The sequence below is a fragment of the uncultured Parolsenella sp. genome (assembly GCF_958346945.1).
GTDB lineage: Bacteria > Actinomycetota > Coriobacteriia > Coriobacteriales > Atopobiaceae > Parolsenella.
Genome location: NZ_CATVTL010000009.1, coordinates 24890 through 38461, shown reverse-complemented (window position 1 = coordinate 38461; position 13572 = coordinate 24890). Strand labels below are relative to the sequence as shown.

Annotated in this window: 11 protein-coding genes and 1 pseudogene; 1 reads left to right on the top strand and 11 read right to left on the bottom strand. The window is 65.9% G+C overall.

Going from position 1 to position 13572, the window contains the following annotated elements; genetic code table 11:
- Nucleotides 1-273: 273 nt before the first annotated feature.
- Complete coding sequence (locus Q3866_RS06125; protein WP_301830407.1) at nucleotides 274-1182, top strand: PHP domain-containing protein; 909 nt, start codon at nucleotides 274-276, stop codon at nucleotides 1180-1182.
- Between the two features lie 159 nt (nucleotides 1183-1341).
- Here Q3866_RS06125 and hisE read toward each other — a convergent pair whose 3' ends face one another.
- From hisE to uvrA, 11 genes and pseudogenes are all read right to left on the bottom strand, one after another.
- Nucleotides 1342-1659: a phosphoribosyl-ATP diphosphatase gene (hisE, locus tag Q3866_RS06120; protein ID WP_301830405.1), complete on the bottom strand. Its 318-nt coding sequence runs from the start codon at nucleotides 1657-1659 to the stop codon at nucleotides 1342-1344.
- Between the two features lie 2 nt (nucleotides 1660-1661).
- On the bottom strand, nucleotides 1662-2000 hold the full coding sequence (gene hisI / locus Q3866_RS06115) for a phosphoribosyl-AMP cyclohydrolase (RefSeq protein WP_301830403.1): 339 nt from the start codon (nucleotides 1998-2000) through the stop codon (nucleotides 1662-1664).
- 190 nt (nucleotides 2001-2190) lie between these two features.
- A pseudogene (locus tag Q3866_RS06110) lies at nucleotides 2191-2382 on the bottom strand (HisA/HisF-related TIM barrel protein); the annotation flags it as partial.
- 204 nt (nucleotides 2383-2586) lie between these two features.
- Nucleotides 2587-3297 carry an ABC transporter ATP-binding protein gene (locus Q3866_RS06105; protein WP_293673435.1) on the bottom strand — a complete coding sequence of 237 codons (711 nt, stop codon included), beginning with the start codon at nucleotides 3295-3297 and terminating at the stop codon, nucleotides 2587-2589.
- A 1-nt stretch (nucleotide 3298) separates the two neighbouring features.
- Nucleotides 3299-4123, bottom strand: coding sequence for an ABC transporter ATP-binding protein (locus tag Q3866_RS06100; RefSeq protein ID WP_301830432.1), 825 nt, complete (start codon nucleotides 4121-4123; stop codon nucleotides 3299-3301).
- 49 nt (nucleotides 4124-4172) lie between these two features.
- A complete protein-coding gene (locus Q3866_RS06095; protein ID WP_367881376.1) occupies nucleotides 4173-5237 on the bottom strand; it encodes a branched-chain amino acid ABC transporter permease in 1065 nt (354 codons plus the stop codon).
- Between the two features lie 49 nt (nucleotides 5238-5286).
- Nucleotides 5287-6168 carry a branched-chain amino acid ABC transporter permease gene (locus Q3866_RS06090; protein ID WP_293673437.1) on the bottom strand — a complete coding sequence of 294 codons (882 nt, stop codon included), beginning with the start codon at nucleotides 6166-6168 and terminating at the stop codon, nucleotides 5287-5289.
- Nucleotides 6169-6360: 192 nt separating this feature from the next.
- Entirely contained in the window at nucleotides 6361-7587 is a 1227-nt protein-coding gene (locus Q3866_RS06085) for an ABC transporter substrate-binding protein (RefSeq protein ID WP_301830395.1), read from the bottom strand.
- Nucleotides 7588-8007: 420 nt separating this feature from the next.
- Nucleotides 8008-9723: a murein biosynthesis integral membrane protein MurJ gene (murJ, locus tag Q3866_RS06080; protein WP_301830393.1), complete on the bottom strand. Its 1716-nt coding sequence runs from the start codon at nucleotides 9721-9723 to the stop codon at nucleotides 8008-8010.
- Nucleotides 9723-10229, bottom strand: coding sequence for an aminoacyl-tRNA deacylase (locus tag Q3866_RS06075; protein ID WP_301830392.1), 507 nt, complete (start codon nucleotides 10227-10229; stop codon nucleotides 9723-9725). Before Q3866_RS06075 ends, murJ begins: the two co-directional genes overlap by 1 nt.
- Before the next feature lie 286 nt (nucleotides 10230-10515).
- The gene (uvrA, locus tag Q3866_RS06070) at nucleotides 10516-13449 is read right to left on the bottom strand and encodes an excinuclease ABC subunit UvrA (protein ID WP_301830430.1); all 2934 of its coding nucleotides are present in this window, start codon (nucleotides 13447-13449) and stop codon (nucleotides 10516-10518) included.
- Between the last annotated feature and the right edge of the window lie 123 nt (nucleotides 13450-13572).

Sequence of the window (13572 nt, the reverse complement as noted above, 5' to 3'; positions counted from 1 at the left end):
AGAAACTTTCCGCTCGCATAGAGCTGCTGGACAAACTCGTCCGGGCACATGGGATAGACTGGCGTAGCGAGCACACAGAGGAGCACCACGGGCACGAGGGCTGCGAGCAACCCCCCCCCGATTCGAATTCCGGGTTTCCTCAGCCTAGCCAGCAGGCTCTCCTTAACGGGCTTCTCGGCGGCGTTGGCTCGGGTCATTGCCCCTCCCCTCAAAACGGTTGCATGTTTTAAGGATAGTTCAAAGACTCATTTTTCTCCGCCACAAGGAGCCACCATGAACACGCCGCTCGTCGACTGCCACACGCACGCGTCGTTCTCGGACGGCACCTCGACGTTTGAGGAGAACGTACGGGCCGCCGCGGCCGCGGGGCTCTCCGTGCTGGCCTGCACCGACCACCTGACGCTGCCCGCGAGCATGGAGCGCGTGGCAGACGCGCAGGTGCCCCTCGGCCGGCTGTGCGAGCGCCGCGCCGCCTTCGAGGCCGCCCGCGAGCTCGCCGCCGAGGTGGCGCCCAGCCTCACACTCGTCTATGGCTTCGAGTGCGACTGGTACCCGGGCTGCGAGCCCAACGTGGCCTGCTGGGCGCAGGACGTGCCCTTTACCCTGGGCAGCGTCCACTGGGTGGGAGACGCAGGCAACGTGGAGGCCGGCGCCACGGGCCAGCCCGGAACCGAGGGCGTGGAGCTTGCCGGGCAGCCCGGCAGCGGGGCCGGCTGGATTGGCTTCTCCGATGACCTGCACATATGGCAGGAGCTTGGCCCAGACGAGGTCTGGCGCCGCTACGTCGACGCCTGGTGCGCGGCCTGCGAGAGCCCGCTGATCTTCTCGTCGATGGCCCACCCCGACCTGCCCGCGTGCTTTGCCAACGACGGCCTCGCGCCCACGGTCAACCTGGCACCCCTCTGGGAGCGTATGGCCGCGTGCGCCCACGACACGCACCGCCACGTCGAGGTGTCGAGCGCGGGCCTGCGCAAGTCGACCGGCGCCTTCTACCCCAGCGCGGGCCTGCTGCGCGCCTTCGTCCGCGCCGAGGTGCCCCTCACCGTGGGAAGCGATGCCCATCGCAGCTGCGACGTGGGCCACGGCATCGCGGCCGCCCACCGCTACGCCGCCGCGGCCGGCTACGCGAGCATCGACGCCCCGCGCGCCGACGGCTCGTGGGTCACGCTGCCGCTTCGCTAGCGGTGCGCCCTTCTCGGCAGCCCCATCACGTTCCGCGCCCGCATTTACGCGCCACGCCCATTCCGCACCCGCTTTTACGCGCTCAGAGCCCTCCTAGCACGTAAAAGCGGGTGCGGAGCGATTTAGACGCGTAAAAGCGGGTGCGATGCGGGAGCGATGCTAGTTCATGCGGGCGTTGAGCTCGCCGGCGAGCTCGTCCAGGGTGACGCCGTAGCGCTCGAGGGTCACGAGCAGGTGATACACCAGGTCGCCGGCCTCGTAGCGGATGTGGTCGTGGTCGTTGTCCTTGCAGGCCATGATGACCTCGCTCGACTCCTCGGCGAGCTTCTTGAGCAGCTCGTCCTCCACGTCGGTGAGCAGGCGCGCCGTGTAGCTCTCCTCGGGCGAGGCGTCGCGGCGGCCGTGGATGGTGGCGGCGAGGCCCTCGAGCGTCTCGCCGATGTTGCCGGGCTGGACGTTGGCGGTTCTAACTCCCATGGCTAGTCCTCTCCGCCCGCGGGCGCGGGCACGTCGAAGATACGGTTGAAGAAGCAGCCGCGCGCGCCGGTGTGGCACGCGGGGCCGGGCGAGTCGACCCGGACGAGCAGGGTGTCGGCATCGCAGTCGGCGTCGATGGAGACCACGCGCTGCATGTTGCCGCTGGTAGCGCCCTTGTTCCAGAGCTCCTGGCGGCTGCGGCTCCAAAACCACGTGGTGCCCGTCTCGCACGTCAGGCGATACGACTCGGCGCTCATCCACGCCACCATGAGCACCTCGCCGGTGTCCCACTGCTGCACCACGGCGGGGATTAAGCCGCGGTCATCGAATTTGAGTTCCATATTCAAACCTTTCGGTCAGCAAATACGAGGCCCGCGTTCAGGCCCCTTCATGTCGGCAAGGACGTTCGCGGTGCGTCAGATTGGCACAAAAAGCGAGCGTGGCATACGGAGGTACGCGAGCGAAGCTTTGAACGCCAAGATGGCGTGCCGTGGACGGCCGCAGCAGATGGCGTGCCGTGAACGGCAGAAGCTAGAAGTCGAGACGAACGGGAATGCCTTGGCTCGCCATGTACTCCTTCACCTGGCGAATGCTGAACGTCCCAAAGTGGAAGACGCTCGCGGCGAGCACGGCGTCGGCCTCGCCCTCGATGATGCCTTGCGCGAAGTGCTCGAGCGTGCCCACGCCGCCGCCCACGATCACGGGGATGGACACGACGCGGGCATGGGTGCTCAAGCAACTGAGGCGCGTAATAGTGGGTGCGAGAACCGGGGCACGTAATAGTGGGTGCACGAGGAGGGTGTACGAGGAGAAGCAAACGCGTAATGGCGGGCGCGCGGCGGACGCGGCCAACACAAAAGCGCCCAGCCGCGGGCGGATGCCGGGCTGGGCGCTCAAGCGAACGCTATTGACGAGACGCGAGCCGCATCAGCCGCCGAGGTAGGCCTGCTTCACGCGGTCGTCGTTCGCGAGGTCTGCGGCGTTGCCGCTCATCGACACGCGGCCGGTCTCGAGCACGTAGGCGCGGTCGGCCACGGACAGGGCCATGCGCGCGTTCTGCTCGACCAGCAGAACCGTCGTGCCCGTCTCGTGCAGGGACTTGATGATGTTGAAGATCTCCTGCACCAGGATGGGCGCCAGGCCCATCGACGGCTCGTCGAGCATGAGCAGGCGCGGCTTGCTCATGAGGGCGCGGCCCATGGCAAGCATCTGCTGCTCGCCGCCCGACAGGGTGCCGGCGCTCTGCCCCTCGCGTTCCTTGAGGCGCGGGAAGCGGTCGAACACCATCTCGAGCGAGTCGGCGATCTCGGCCGAGTCCCTACGGGTGAAGGCGCCCATCTCGAGGTTCTCGCGAACGCTCATCTGCAAAAACACGCGCCTGCCCTCGGGGCACAGGGCCATGCCCTTGCTCACGATGGTGTGCGGCGGAATGCCCAGCAGGCTCTCGCCCTCGAACTCCACCTTGCCCTCGCGGGGCTTGAGCAGGCCCGCGACGGTGTTGAGCGTCGTGGACTTGCCGGCGCCGTTCGCGCCGATGAGGGTCACGATCTCGCCCTCCTCGACGTCAAACGAGATGCCCTTCACCGCGTGGATCGAGCCGTAGTAGACGTTGAGGTCGTCAACGTGAAGGATGCTCATGCTAGGCCTCCTCATCCTGCTTGCCGAGGTAAGCCTCGATGACCTGCGGGTTGCTCTGGATCTGCTCGGGCGTGCCCTTGGCGATGATCTTGCCGTAGTTGAGGACGGCGATGCCCTCGCAGATGCCCATGACCAGGTCCATGTCGTGCTCGATGAGCATGACGGCAATCTGGAACTGATCGCGAATCTTGCGGATGTTGTCCATGAGCTCGGCCGTCTCGGACGGGTTCATGCCGGCGGCCGGCTCGTCGAGCAGCAGCAGCTTGGGGTTGGTGGCAAGCGCGCGCACGATCTCGAGGCGTCGCTGGGCGCCGTAGGGCAGGGACCCCGCGATGTGGTTGGCGTAGACGCTCATGTCAAAGACGTCGAGCAGCTCGAGGGCGCGCTCGTGCATCTGCTTCTCGGCACTCCAGTAGGCCGGCAGGCGGAACATCGAGCTCCACATGCCCTCCTTGACCTGGTTGTGCAGGCCGATCTTGACGTTGTCCTCGACGGACAGCGACGAGAAGAGGCGGATGTTCTGGAAGGTGCGGGCCACGCCCAGGCGGCTCGCGGCGGCCGCGTCCATGCCAGCGGTGTCGATGCCGTCGAGCATGACCATGCCGTGCGTGGGCTGGTAGACCTTCGTGAGCAGGTTGAACACGGTGGTCTTGCCGGCGCCGTTGGGGCCAATGAGGCCCGCGATCTCGGTCTTGCCCACGGCGAAGTTGAAGTCGTCGACGGCCTTGAGTCCGCCAAACTCGATGCCGAGGTGGCGGCACTCGAGGACGGGGCGCTCGTTGACGTCGCGCTCGGGAACGATCGAGTCGGTAGGCAGCGGCACCATCTTGGTGTGCTCACGACGCTCGGCGGCGTGGCGCTCGAAGGCGTTGGTCTTAGCGCTCACTGGCCTCGCCTCCCTTCTCGGCAACCTTGGCCGGACGCTTGAACTTGGCCTTGAAGGTGTCAACGAACTGGCGCAGCAGTGGGTTGTTCGAGACGATCATGACGAGGATCAGCACCACGGCGTAGATGAGCATGCGCCAGTCGGAGATGGTGCGCAGCATCTCGGGCAGCACGGTGAGCAGCGCCGCGGAGATGATCGAGCCGCGAATGTTGCCCATGCCGCCCAGCACGACGAAGACCAGCACCAGGATCGAAGTGTTGAAGTCGAACTTCTTGGGAACGATCGAGCTGTAGCCCATCGCGTAGAAGCAGCCGGCCGCACCTGCCAGGGCGGCGGCCACGACGAAGGCGATGAGGCGGTACTTGGTGACGTTAATGCCCACGGACTCGGCGGCGATGCGGTTGTCGCGCACGGCCATGATGGCGCGGCCCGAGCGGCTGTTCACGAGGTTGAGCACGACCGTTACGGTGATGAGCACGAGCACGATGCCGATGACGAACGTCGACATCTTGTTGATGCCCGTGGCGCCCTGCGGGCCGTTGATGAGCAGCGTGCCGCCCTGCATGCCCAGCGACTTGGCGTCGGTCATCGAGAAGTGCAGGCCGGAGCCGTCGAGGCCAACGTAGAGGTTGTTGAGGATGTTCTTGATGATCTCGCCAAAGGCCAGGGTCACGATGGCGAGGTAGTCGCCGCGCAGGCGCATGACCGGGATGCCGATGATGAAGCCGGCGACGGCGGCGAGCAGCGCCGCAGCGATGAGGGCGATGACGTAGGCCAGAAGGCCGTTGCCCACCATGCCGCCCACGAGCGAGAAGACGACGACGCCCGAGAAGGCGCCCACGCTCATGAAGCCGGCGTGGCCCAGCGACAGCTCGCCGGAGATGCCGACGACCAGGTTGAGCGAGACGGCCATGCACACGTAGGCGCAGATGGGGACCAGCTGGCCGGCGAGCGAGTTGGTGAGGATGCCCGTGGCGTCGAGCGCGGTCATGATGACGAAGAACGCGACGATGATGCCATAGGTGATGAGGTTGGACTGCAGGCGCTTGCTCATGCGGCGGGGAGCGGCTGCGGTGGTGGCGGTGTTGGTATCTGCCATGGCGCTACACCTTCTCCCTGACGGTCTTGCCAAGCAGGCCGCTCGGCTTCACGAGCAGCACGACGATGAGGACGCCGAACACGATGGCGTCGGCGAGCTGGGTGCCCACGTAGGCCTTGGCGAAGATCTCGATGACGCCAAGGACGAGGCCGCCCACGAAGGCGCCGGGGATCGAGCCGATGCCGCCGATGACGGCGGCGGTGAAGGCCTTGATGCCAGGTAGCGAGCCGGTCGTGGGGATCAGCGTGGGATAGGCCGAGCACATGAGCACGCCGGCGATGGCGGCCAGGCCCGAGCCGATGGCGAACGTGAGCGAGATGGTCGAGTTCACGTTGATGCCCATGAGCGTGGCGGCGCCGCGGTCCTCGGAGCAGGCGCGCATGGCCTTGCCCATGCGGGTCTTGCCGGTGAAGGCCGTGAGGGCGATCATGACGACGATGCCCGAGAGCACGGTGACGATCGTGATGGCGCTGATGACGAGCTGGCCGTCGAACAGGCTTACGCTGGGCAGGTCGACGACGCTCGGGAACGACTTGGTGTCGGAGCCCCAGATGAGCAGCGCGGCGTTCTGCAGGAAGTAGCTCACGCCGATGGCGGTGATCAGGACGTCGAGCGACGGGGCGTTGCGCAGCGGCTTGTAGGCCAGGCGCTCGACCACGATGCCGAGCACGGTGCACGCCACGATCGAGAGCAGCACGCCCACGCCGGCGGGCAGGCCCAGGTAGTTAACGGCACAGAAGCACACGTAGCCGCCAACCATGATGATGTCACCGTGGGCGAAGTTCAGCATCTTGGCGATGCCGTACACCATGGTGTAGCCCAGGGCGATGATCGCGTAGACGCTACCCAGCGACAGGCCGTTGATGAGGTTCGTCAGAAGGCCCATGTCATGCCGCCTCCTTTCAATTCGCGCTGCCGGTAACGCCTCCGAAATGGGGTGGACACGCCCCGGCAACTTCTCTTTCCTACCGACAAGCGGGGACCATCGCGCAGATGGCCCCCGCTCGCACTATCAATAGATTACGGACGACACGACTCAGACGAAGCGCGCGAGACGCTCGCCCGTGACGACGCTGAACTAGTCCAGCGGCTGGTACACGCCGTCCTTGATGACCATGCCCTTGGGCTCCTTGGAGACCTCGCCCGTGTCCTTCCAGGTGACGTTCTCGCCGGTGAGACCGGAGTAGGTGTAGCCATCTACGATGGCGGCCTTGAGCTTGTCGCAGATGTCGGAGGCGCTCATGTCGGGCGTGCAGCCGGTCTTCTCGAGCAGCTCCTTAACGACGTAGACGCAGTCATAGGCGTCGGCGGCGAACTGAATCGGGTCGTCACCGTAGGCGTCCTTGTAGGCCTTCGTGAACTTGGAGGTCTTCTCGTCGGTGGCGGTGGCGACGAACGGGGTCAGCAGCATGAGACCCTCGGCGAGCTTGGTGTCGAAGCCCTCGACCGTCAGGATGCCGTCCATGCCGTCGCAGCCAAAGAAGCCGGGGGCATAGCCCATGCCATCGGCCTGCTTGAGAATCAACGCGGCAGGGGTGTAGTAGATCGGCAGGAAGACGAGGTCGGCGCCGTTGTTCTTGGCGTCGTTGAGCTGCACGGAGAAGTCGTTGGCGGAGTCATCCGTGAAGGTCGTGGTCGAGACGATGTTCAGGCCCTGGTTGGCGGCCTCGGCCTCGAACTTCTTGTAGATGCCCGTGGAGTAGGCATCGGAGTTGTTGTAGATGACGGCGATCTTGTTCTCCTTGCTCAGGGCCTTCTTGGCGAGGTACTGAGCGGAAGCGGTACCCTGGTTGGGGTCGGTGAAGCACATCTGGAAGACGTTGTCCTTGCGCGGGGTCGTGACGTTGCCGTCGACGTCCTCCTGGCCACCGATGACGTCGTTGGAGCTGGCGGACGGCGTAATCTCAAACACGTTGTCGGCGTTGGTCTCGGCGGAGACGGCCACGCAGGGAGCGGTGGTCGTGGTGCCGACGAGAACCTGCAGGCCCCAGTCCTTGAGGTTGTTGTAGGCGTTGACGGACTTCTCGGGATCGTGCTCGTCGTCCTGGCAGTTGTGCTCGAACTTGACCGAGCCGCCGGCGGCGTTGATCTCGTCGACAGCGAGCTGGGCACCGTTCTTGGTGGCGTTGCCATAGATGGCAGCGGCACCGGTCAGCGGGCCGATGTTGCCGATCTTGAAGGCGTCGGCCGAGTCGCTGCTGGAGGAGCCAGCGCTCGAGGAACCGGAGTTGCCGCAGCCGGCGAGGCCAGCGACGCTTAGAATGCCCGCTGCACCAGACAGCTTCACGAAGTTCCTACGGGACATGCCAAAACGATTGGACTCCATCTTTCATCCTCCTCGATGCGTGGTCTTTAGCGATTGACTGACACGCGCGGGGAAGGCCGACCCCGTTTGTGTTGGTTGAACACATTAGCGGGTGCAAGTTGGATTTGTCAGAACTTTTTCAACTGCCCGCGGTGTTTTAACCGCGACGAAATAAACGCTATCGGCGGCGAGCGGCCCCATATTTGGGCGAACGGTAAAGCCGCAGCATGCGCAGGCGACACGGCGGGATCGCTGGGAGCTTGCGCGGAAGGACGAGTGATGAGGGAGGGCGATTAGTGTACAAAAGTTGGCCAATTTGCCCTTGGCAGCACGAAATTGCGGGCTTTTCTCGAACTTTTGTACACTAACCGGCCCAACCTACGCCAACCGACACGGCCTGCGCCAATCGGGACTGCCCCCCTACGCGTGGCGCAGCTTCCTGGTGACGCGACTCACCATGCGGCGCAGGAAGGCGGCCTCGGGCAGCTTTAGCGCGATTGCGGCCCCAAAGGTCACGGCCACGGCCACGACGCCCCCGCAGACGAGCACGACCAGGGCGTGGCCCACGGTGAGCGTGCCCATGCCGCCCATGGCGAAGCTGATGAGCCCGCCCAGGGCGGCCCCGGCCACGCCCAGCCCCAGCGCGCGCAGACAGCTGCCCAGCAGGCCACGGAAGCTCGCCTCGGGCACGTCGCGCCTGATCTGGACAAGCGAAATGAGGTCGAGCACGACCATATAAAGCAGGCTTCCCAGCGAGACCGCATGAATGCCCAGATAGGGCGTGGCCGCAACCGTGAAGACAACCTGCGCCACCGACGCAATGATGTTGGCGACGGCAAACGGCACCATCTTTCGCATCGACGAGAACGTCTTCTGGAAGAACGTCGACAGGCCGTAGAACGGCAGGCACAGCGCCAGGCTCGAGAGGTAGGAGGCCGTGAGGTTCGCGCTCTCGGCGTCGAACTGGCCAATGCGCAACAGGCTCATGAGCGGGCGCGAGAAGACAATGAGGTAGAGCATGAACGGGATGAGCACGAACATGATCTGGCTCATGCCCGACGAGAGCTGACGGGCGTAGCGCGCCCGGTCGCCCTTGGCGAACGACTCGCTCATCTCGGTGAACATGGCAACCGTGATGGGCACCGCGAAGACCGCGTAGGGCAGCGTGTACCATAGGCGCGCGTAGTAGGTGACCGAGCTGCCCTGCTCGGGCACAGCGACGAGCGCCATCGACGTCATGACCGAGACGGTCACGAACGAGCAGGCCGTAGCGATGAGCGTGGGGGCACCGAGCTTGACGGTGTCGAGCAGCGCGGAGTCATGCAGGTCGATCTTGAAGCCGATGCGGATGCCGTGGCGGCGCAGGCTCGGCAGCTGCATGATGACCTGGACGAGAACGCCCAGGGGGTTGCCCAGTGCAAGGGCGAGGAAGGCAAGCGACGGGTTGGCGTCCTTGAGCACCGCGAACAGCACGAACGAGCTGATCGTGATGATGTTGTTGAAGATGGGCGCGGCGTTGCTCCAAAAGTAGTCGCGCTCGGCGTTGAGCACGCCCGAGGCGATGCTCGACAGGCAGTAGAGCACGATCTCGATCGCGAAGAAGCGGAAGAGGGTCACTCCATCCGTCATCTGGGACTGGTCCGTGCCGGCGCTCTGTACCCAGATGAGGGGCGCGGCAAAGATGAGGCAGAGCACGAAGCAGACGCCCAGGATGAGCAGCAGAATCGAGAGCAGGTTGGAGATGTAGTCGTTGGCGCCCTTGCGGCCCTTTCGCTCGCGCACGTCGAGATAGACGGGCAGAAACGCCGTGATGAGCATGCCGCCGATGACGAGCTCGTAGAGTTGGTTGGGCAGGTTGTTGGCCACCGTGTAGCAGCTCGAGAGCAGCGTGGTGCCCAGGGCGAAGGCCTGGCCCCAGGTGCGGATGAAGCCGGTGAGACGGCTGATGACGACGAGCACGCTCATCATCGCGGCCGACTTGCCGACCTTCTCGTCCTCGCTGGGAGCGGGAGCGGCGGGCTGCTCGGCGGTCGCAGGAGCCGCAGCGGAAGCGATGGGCTCGGGGGCGCTCGCGAGGTGCTCGGCAGGGTGGGCGTCGTCGTGCTCGGGGGCTTCGGGCGTTAGATGATTGGCCATTAGGCGTCCTCTCGGCAGATGTCGGCAAGCGTGGCGCCGAGAAACGCGACGAGTGCCTCGGAGTTCACCTTGAGCGTGAGGCCCAGGCGACCGCCGGAGATGTAGATGTCATCGAAGAGCTGCGCCGTCTCGTCGATGAGGGTGGGAAAGCGCTTCTTCATGCCCACGGGCGAGCAACCGCCGCGGACGTAGCCCGTGGTGGGCTCGAGGTCGCGCACGTGCATGAGGGAGAGCGACTTCTCGCCGGTGGCAGCGGCCGCCTTCTTGAGGTCGAGCTCGGCGCCCGAGGGCACGCAGCAGACGACGTGGCCGCCGTGCGGCGCCACGCAGACGAGGGTCTTGAAGCCCTGCCCGGGGTCATAGCCCAGCATGTTGGCAATCTGGACGCCCAGGTCGCGCACGCCCGAGGGGTCGGGCTCCTCGAACGCGATCGCCTCGAAGGCCACACCGGCGCGCTCGAGCTCGCGCATCGCGTTGGTCTTCTGAACCTTCTCCTTGCGGGCCACGCCGCACCTCCCTTGAGCTAGCAAAACGGGCCGCACGCGAGACCACGCCCAACATGCGACCCATGAAGTCTACCCCACCGCGCAAGACCGCCGTGAAGGGTCTGTGGTGAGTGCCCGAACGCAAGCCAAGGACAGGTACGTTGGCGCGTGGGACGCCCGGCCACAAGACGGGAGCTAGGCCACGCCACGCCTGGCCAAGCTCGCAAGATAACAAGGCCGAAAGGGGTTCCCGTCCACCAGGCGCAAGCGTGCCAAAGGGCTCTGACCCCTTTGGCACGTCACGTGCCTATTCCTCGAGCGCTGGCTCGGGCACGGGGATGTTGGGCGCCCATTCGCCCTCGCCGCTCTCGTCGAGCTTGCGCTGCAGCTCGCGGGTGTGCTCGAGCACCGGCGCCAGGAAGCGGCCCGTGTACGACTCGGGGCAGGCGGCCACCTGCTCGGGCGTGCCGGACACGACCACTTGGCCACCGCCGTCGCCGCCCTCGGGACCCATGTCGATGAGGCGGTCGGCCACCTTGATGACGTCGAGGTTGTGCTCGATGACCAGCACGGTGTTGCCCGCGTCGACCAGGCGCTGCAGCACGTCGAGCAGCTGGCGCACGTCCTCGAAGTGCAGGCCCGTGGTGGGCTCGTCGAGGATGTAGAACGTACGCCCCGTCTGCTGGCGGTGGAGCTCCTTGGCAAGCTTCACGCGCTGCGCCTCGCCGCCCGAGAGCGTCGTGGCGGGCTGGCCCAGGCGGATGTAGCCCAGGCCCACGTCGTAGAGCGTCTGGAGCTTGTTCTTGATGCGCGGGATGTTCGCAAAGAACTTGAGGGCCTCGGTGACGCTCATGTCGAGCACCTGCGAGATGTTCTTGCCGTGGTAGGTGACCTCGAGCGTCTCGCGGTTGTAGCGCGCGCCGTGGCAGACCTCGCACGGAACGTAGACGTCGGGCAGGAAGTTCATCTCGATCTTGATCTGTCCGTCTCCCTTGCAGGCCTCGCAGCGGCCGCCCGAGACGTTGAAGCTGAAGCGTCCGGGGCTGTAGCCACGGGCGCGGCTCTCGGGCGTGCTGGCGAACAGGGCGCGCAGGTCGTCCCACAGGCCAATGTAGGTGGCGGGGTTCGAGCGCGGGGTGCGTCCGATGGGACTCTGGTCGACGTCGATGACCTTGTCGATCTGGTCGATGCCCACAATCTTCTTGTACTCGCCCACCGGGCGCTGCGAGCGCTGGATGGCGTTCGTGAGCGCGGGGGCGATCGTGTCGGTCACCAGCGAGCTCTTGCCCGAGCCCGACACGCCCGTGACCACGGTGAGCGTGCCAAACTCGATGCTCGCCGTGACGTTCTTGAGGTTGTTGTGCGTGGCCCCCGTAATCTTGAGGGCGCCGCGGCCGGGCTTGCGGCGCTTCTCGGGCAGGCGGATGAGCCTGCGGCCCGTGAGGTAGGCGCCCGTGATGGAGTCCTGGCAGGCGCAGATCTGCTGCGGGGTGCCCGCGGCCACGACCTCGCCGCCCAGCTCGCCCGCACCAGGCCCCATGTCGAGCACGTAGTCCGCCGCGCGAATCGTGTCCTCGTCGTGTTCGACCACGATCACGGTGTTGCCCTGGTCCCTCAGGCGCTCGAGCGTGTGGATGAGGCGGTCGTTGTCCCTCTGGTGCAGGCCAATCGAGGGCTCGTCCAGGATGTAGAGCACGCCCATGAGGCCGGCGCCAATCTGCGTGGCCAGGCGGATGCGCTGGGCCTCGCCGCCCGAGAGCGTGGCGGAGGCGCGAGCCAGCGTGAGGTAGTCGAGACCCACGTCGACCAGAAAGCGCAGGCGCTCGACGATCTCCTTGACGATGCGCCCGCCAATGAACTCCTGGCGCTCGGTGAGCGTAAGGCCGCGGAAGAACTCGAGCGACTCGCGACAGCTCATGCGGCAGACGTCGTAGATCGACTTGTCGCCCACCGTCACGGCCAGCATCTCGGGCTTGAGGCGCGCGCCGTGGCACGTGGGGCACGGCATCTCGTGGATGTACTTCTCCAGGCGGGCGCGCAGCTTCTCGTTGGCGGTCTCGCCGTACTTCTCGAACAGAATCGAGCGCACGCCGGCGTAGGTGGTGAGCCAGTGCGTGTCGCGCCCGTCGACCGTGTGGTAGTCGACGCGAATCTTGGTGGCGCCCAGGCCGTCGAGAAGGGCGGTGCGCACCTTCTTGGGAAGCTTCTTCCACGGGGTCTCGGGGCTCTCGCCAAAGTGGCGGCACACCGCCGCGAGAATCTGCGGGTAGTAGTTGGAGCGGCCAAAGAAGCTGCCGAACACGCCGTCTGCCACGGACTTCTCGGGGTCCTCGATGAGGGCCTCCGCGTCGACCACGCGCCTGAAGCCCAGGCCGTCGCAGTCGGGGCAGGCGCCGTAGGGGGCGTTGAACGAAAAATCGCGAGGCTGCGGGTCGTCCATCGAGTGGCCGTGGATGGGGCAGGCCAGCGCCAGCGAGTACTGCAGCAGCTCGCCGGGCATGCGCTCGGGGTCGTCGCGGTCTGGCAGCAGGTAGACGCCCACCTTGCCCGCGGCGAGGCGCGTGGCCGTCTCGACCGCCTCGGCGATGCGGCCCAGGCTCGTCTCGCGAATGACGATGCGGTCCACCACGACCTCGATGGTGTGCTTGAGCTTCTTGTCGAGCTTGATCTCCTCGTCGAGGCCGCGGACCTCCTCGTCGACGCGCACGCGCGAGAAGCCCTCGCCGCGCAGGTCCTCGAAGAGCTTGGCGTACTCGCCCTTGCGGCCCAGCACCACGGGCGCGAGCACCAGGGCTCGGCGGCCCTGGCCCGCAGCCAGCACCTTGTCCGCCACCTGGTCCGTGGTCTGGCGCTCGATAACGCGGCCGCACTCCGGGCAGTGCGGCGTGCCCACGCGCGCGTAGAGCAGGCGCAGGTAGTCATAGATCTCTGTGACGGTGCCCACCGTGGAGCGCGGGTTCTTGCTCGTGGTCTTCTGGTCGATCGACACGGCCGGCGACAGGCCGTCGATGCTGTCGAGGTCCGGCTTGTCCATCTGGCCCAGGAACTGGCGCGCGTAGCTCGAGAGGCTCTCGACGTAGCGGCGCTGGCCCTCGGCGTAGATGGTGTCGAACGCCAGGCTCGACTTACCCGAGCCCGACAGACCCGTGATGACAACGAGCTTGTCGCGCGGGATGGAGACGTCGACGTTGCGCAGGTTGTGCTCGCGCGCGCCGCGGATGACGATTGCGTCGGAGGCCATGAGTGCTCCCAGTCTAGGCGTGTTCTTCTCGGCATCAGTATAGAACAATAGTTCGCCTTTTGCGAGAGAAACGCGCGCGGGGACAGGGGGACGCGCCTACTGTCCCCGTCTGGCGGGGACAAA

What these genes read in the sequence shown, in the direction of transcription:
- Q3866_RS06085 (WP_301830395.1), bottom strand. Translation starts at nt 7,587, where the DNA reads ATGTCCCGTAGGAACTTCGTGAAGCTGTCTGGTGCAGCGGGCATTCTA.
- hisE (WP_301830405.1), bottom strand. Translation starts at nt 1,659, where the DNA reads ATGGGAGTTAGAACCGCCAACGTCCAGCCCGGCAACATCGGCGAGACG.
- Q3866_RS06125 (WP_301830407.1), top strand. Translation starts at nt 274, where the DNA reads ATGAACACGCCGCTCGTCGACTGCCACACGCACGCGTCGTTCTCGGAC.
- uvrA (WP_301830430.1), bottom strand. Translation starts at nt 13,449, where the DNA reads ATGGCCTCCGACGCAATCGTCATCCGCGGCGCGCGCGAGCACAACCTG.
- Q3866_RS06095 (WP_367881376.1), bottom strand. Translation starts at nt 5,237, where the DNA reads ATGAGCAAGCGCCTGCAGTCCAACCTCATCACCTATGGCATCATCGTC.
- murJ (WP_301830393.1), bottom strand. Translation starts at nt 9,723, where the DNA reads ATGGCCAATCATCTAACGCCCGAAGCCCCCGAGCACGACGACGCCCAC.
- Q3866_RS06105 (WP_293673435.1), bottom strand. Translation starts at nt 3,297, where the DNA reads ATGAGCATCCTTCACGTTGACGACCTCAACGTCTACTACGGCTCGATC.
- hisI (WP_301830403.1), bottom strand. Translation starts at nt 2,000, where the DNA reads ATGGAACTCAAATTCGATGACCGCGGCTTAATCCCCGCCGTGGTGCAG.
- Q3866_RS06090 (WP_293673437.1), bottom strand. Translation starts at nt 6,168, where the DNA reads ATGGGCCTTCTGACGAACCTCATCAACGGCCTGTCGCTGGGTAGCGTC.
- Q3866_RS06100 (WP_301830432.1), bottom strand. Translation starts at nt 4,123, where the DNA reads ATGGTGCCGCTGCCTACCGACTCGATCGTTCCCGAGCGCGACGTCAAC.